5 protein-coding genes are annotated in these 2,453 nt (G+C 65.3%); 3 read left to right on the top strand and 2 right to left on the bottom strand.

The genetic code is table 11. From position 1 onward, the window contains the following. From RTN46_RS16540 to RTN46_RS16530, 3 genes are all read left to right on the top strand, one after another. Nucleotides 1–194 (top strand): acyl-CoA dehydrogenase family protein (locus RTN46_RS16540; protein WP_312183037.1); only part of this gene is annotated, 194 nt, incomplete at its 5' end. 252 nt (nucleotides 195–446) lie between these two features. Beyond that, nucleotides 447–893 (top strand): hypothetical protein, encoded by a 447-nt coding sequence (locus RTN46_RS16535; protein ID WP_312183035.1) that lies wholly within the window; start codon nucleotides 447–449, stop codon nucleotides 891–893. A 91-nt stretch (nucleotides 894–984) separates the two neighbouring features. After that, complete coding sequence (locus tag RTN46_RS16530; RefSeq protein ID WP_312183033.1) at nucleotides 985–1,290, top strand: hypothetical protein; 306 nt, start codon at nucleotides 985–987, stop codon at nucleotides 1,288–1,290. Here the strand turns inward: RTN46_RS16530 and RTN46_RS16525 are convergent. Continuing rightward, complete coding sequence (locus RTN46_RS16525) at nucleotides 1,232–1,756, bottom strand: hypothetical protein (RefSeq protein WP_312183031.1); 525 nt, start codon at nucleotides 1,754–1,756, stop codon at nucleotides 1,232–1,234. The two genes, RTN46_RS16530 and RTN46_RS16525, sit on opposite strands and share 59 nt — an antisense overlap. A 493-nt stretch (nucleotides 1,757–2,249) precedes the next feature. Further along, on the bottom strand, nucleotides 2,250–2,453 hold a 204-nt coding region (locus RTN46_RS16520; protein ID WP_312183029.1), incomplete at its 5' end, for a hypothetical protein.

Below are 2,453 nucleotides of genomic sequence, written 5' to 3'. Positions count from 1 at the left end.
CCTATGCCAGCAGGCTGATGCGCGAGACGGTGTCGCTGGGGCGCGGGCTGCTGGGCGGCAACGGAATTGTCACCGATTACAGGATGGCGAAGATCTTCGCGGACGCTGAGGCGATTTATACCTATGAGGGTTCCTACGAGATCAACAGCCTCATAACCGGCCGGGAAATTACCGGGGTTTCGGCGCTGCGCTGAATTGATGCGGGACTGCCCCTCGCCGGGTGACCCGAGGCAGTCCCGCCTAGCCGGTCCCGTCCGGCCAGGCCCCGCCACGCCTAGCCGGTCCCGCCCGTCCGGCCAGGCGACTCCCGTCCCGGCCAGCCCTCCAGCCCTGCCTGCCCCGCTTGTCCTGCAGCACCCCGGCCTGAGTTCACTGTTCAGTGCTCAGTAGGCTTAGTATCGAATTGTGAACGCTTCACGGCGTCCCGATCGAAAGGTGCAACCCAGATGAGTGAACAGAATCCGGACCACAGCGACAACCCGGCCCTGGCAGATGACCTGGAATCGATAGTGACACCCGATGAGCTGTCCGTGGTCTCAGGAGAAGAGCTGCTCGATGAGGATGACCTGATGGCCGCCGAAGAGCTTTCCTACCCCGGTGCGGCCGAGGACAACCCCGATGCGTGGCAGGATGATCCGCTGATCAACGAGGAACCGTTCGCCGGCGAGCCCGGTGTGGACTCCGACCAGACCCTCCGGGACGAAACCCGCGTGGAACGCTACGAAGAGGGCGACTCCCAGATCCCGCCGGACGAACCCACGATTGGCGAGGCAGCCCGCGACGTCGACTTCGGTGATCCGAGCATTGACCCGTTGGAAGACGGCAGCGACGACCCCGCCCACGGCGGCGGCGATCCGCTGTCCTCCTTCGATCCGGAGGACCAGTCGCGCTGAGGCACTGGACCTGGACTGACTTGGACCTGCAGCGGAGAGCGGGGAAACCGCCGTCGCGGCCTAACCTTGGAACGCCGTCTAACGTTGGAGGATGCCTTCCTTCCGAGTCCAGCTGAACATCCTCGGGCTCCGGCCCGGAAACCCACCGGAAGCCGTCATGGAGGCAGCCGTCGAAGCCCTGGAGACGAGTCACCACGTGGAAGCGAATCAGCTGGACATTGTGTCCGGCGTTCCGCGGATCACCCTGCGGTTCATGGTTCCGGCCAATGAATACGGGATTGAAAACTCCCAGGCGCGGCGTGCGGCAATGAACATGCGGCACGCCGTCGAGCAGGTCGCTAGGTGCGAACAGCTTCGCGTACTTCGCCGGCAGCGCGGGCGCTGGACTCCGCTCTAAGCCACCGGCGGTGCGCCAGGCGGCGGGCATGGTCCACTTGGTGGCGTCGTGAGCTCGCCGAAACGAGGATGAGGAAAGCTGCTGCGAAGGCAGCCACTGCAGGCCACACTGCGGCCGGACTCTCCAACAAGCGGGCAATACCCATCCAGCCGAGCCCCCAGACCACAGTCAGTGCGACGGTCAGGTGTCCCCGGTCCGTCATGCAGACCGTGGTGACGCCGAGGACGACGGCGACCAGCGCTACGAGGGTCCAGGCTTCTGCACCCCAGCCTGCGACGTCGGAATTGCCCCGCACGAGCCAGCCGCCCAGCGAGGCTAGCAGCGCCAGGATCGAGACGCCGAGAAACGCTCCGACGGGCACATCAGCGGTAAGATGTTCACCCCGCGTTGACGGCGGCCAGCCATTAATCCAGTGGATCGTCGTGAGCCCCGCCGCCATCTGGAGGGCTGCCACCCAGAAAGCCATGGCCGGGCTTCCTAGTACTGCGGTCCAAAGCCAAAGGGTCCCCAGAACGACGGCGGCCGCTATCGCCCAGCCGATCCACCCGTGTCGCGGGTTGTTACGTTGTGCGGGCAGCCACTGGTAAACCGCGTAGGCCAGGGCCCCGGCGAAAACGGGCAGCCACGCCGCCCAGGCATAAGGGACTACAGCCAGGAACGAACTGGACTCATTCAGGAATCCGGATCCCGCGGGCAGGGCCGGGAATCCGTCGGCGGTCCGGGTCAGGAAATAGGCCGAGCCTGTAGAACCAGCGACCAGAACTGTGACGGATACGCGGCGGAGGGCATCGAGGTGTCTGTAACGGGGGCCGCTGGGTTCTGTGGCCGGAGGTGCTGGCTTCGGCTGTGGTGTTGGGAATGACTGGAGTGCTGGTGCAGGAGCCGTACCTGGCGACACTGCCTCCAACCCGGTGACCGATATTCCTACACCTGGCGTGCCTGTCTCTGAGATACCCGTTTCATGCGCGCCACGTGCCAAGTGGCGCATCCGTGGGGGATCCGGCGTCGTGCGGGCCGGTTGCTGGTTTTGCACGGTTGGGGGTCTCGGCGGTGGTGGCGACGGTGCCAAGGGCGGGACGAAGCCCGTTGGTGATGTGGAGTTTGCCGTCTTGCCGGCTCGCCGCCTGGTGGAATCCCGTACCGGCGGAGAAGTGGAATCCCGT

The organism is Arthrobacter sp. (genome assembly GCF_031988865.1).
In the GTDB taxonomy this organism is placed as follows: Bacteria; Actinomycetota; Actinomycetes; order Actinomycetales; family Micrococcaceae; genus Arthrobacter_B.
The sequence above is the reverse complement of the archived record's forward strand: the minus strand, read 5'-3'. Positions and strand labels throughout refer to the sequence as shown.